This window comes from Promicromonospora kroppenstedtii DSM 19349, assembly GCF_000515355.1.
In the GTDB taxonomy this organism is placed as follows: domain Bacteria; phylum Actinomycetota; class Actinomycetes; order Actinomycetales; family Cellulomonadaceae; genus Promicromonospora; species Promicromonospora kroppenstedtii.
The window spans coordinates 11172-12059 of sequence record NZ_KI911695.1 but is presented as its reverse complement, the minus strand read 5'-3'; the positions used below and the strand labels follow the sequence as shown (position 1 = coordinate 12059).

Annotated in this window: 1 protein-coding gene and 1 pseudogene; both read left to right on the top strand. The window is 76.8% G+C overall.

All coding sequences use genetic code 11. From position 1 onward, the window contains the following. Positions 1-595 (top strand): type II secretion system F family protein (locus tag PROKR_RS17775; protein WP_169736467.1); only part of this gene is annotated, 595 nt, incomplete at its 5' end. Continuing rightward, positions 592-888: pseudogene (locus tag PROKR_RS35290) on the top strand (type II secretion system F family protein); the annotation flags it as partial. The gene PROKR_RS17775 and the pseudogene PROKR_RS35290, both read left to right, overlap by 4 nt.

Here is an 888-nt window from a genome sequence, read left to right as displayed (position 1 = left end):
CGGCCCCGTGGTCCTGGTCCGCGCCCGCGCCCGGCACCGCCGCCGGGCGCTGCGGGAGGTGTGGCCCGAGGTGGTGGACCACCTCGCCTCCGGTGTTCGCGCCGGGCTGTCCCTGCCCGAGGCGGTAGCTCAGCTGGCGCACCGCGGCCCCGTCGAGCTGCGCGAGCCGTTCGGCCGCTTCGCCCACGACTACCGGGCCGGTGGCCGGTTCGGTGATGCCCTCGACGCGCTCAAGGAGCGCCTCGCCGACCCGGTCGCGGACCGCATCGTCGAGGCCCTGCGCCTGACGCGAGAGGTCGGCGGCCAGGACCTGGGCCGGCTGCTGCGTACCCTCAGCGGCTTCCTCCGGGAGGACGCCTCTACCCGCGGCGAGCTCGAGGCCCGTCAGAGCTGGACCGTCAACGGCGCCCGGGTCGCGGTCGCCGGGCCGTGGGTCGTCCTCGCCCTGCTGTCCACCCGACCCGGGACGGCGGCTGCCTACGACTCTCCCGCGGGGATCACGGTGCTCGTCGCCGGCGGTCTCTGCGCGTTGCTGGCCTACCGGCTGATGCTGCGGATCGGACGTCTGCCCGCCGAGCGCCGGGTGCTGCGGTGACGGGCTGGGCCGCAGGGGCGCTCGCGGGCCTCGGCGTGGCGCTCGGCGTGCTGATCGTGCTCTCCCGCCTCGGGGCACGGGCGGTCAGCCTCGACGAGCGTCTCGCGCCCTACCTGCGACCGCGCGACGCGACCTCGACCCTGCTGCGCGAGGCCAGCCGCACGTCGGCGGTGGTCCGGCTGCTCGGCCTGCACGACGTCGGCGCGCGCCTCGAACGGTTCGGCGCGCCCCGGGAGGAGATCCGCCGTCGGCTCGACCGGGCCGGCTTCGCCGAGAGCGTCGACCACTTCCGC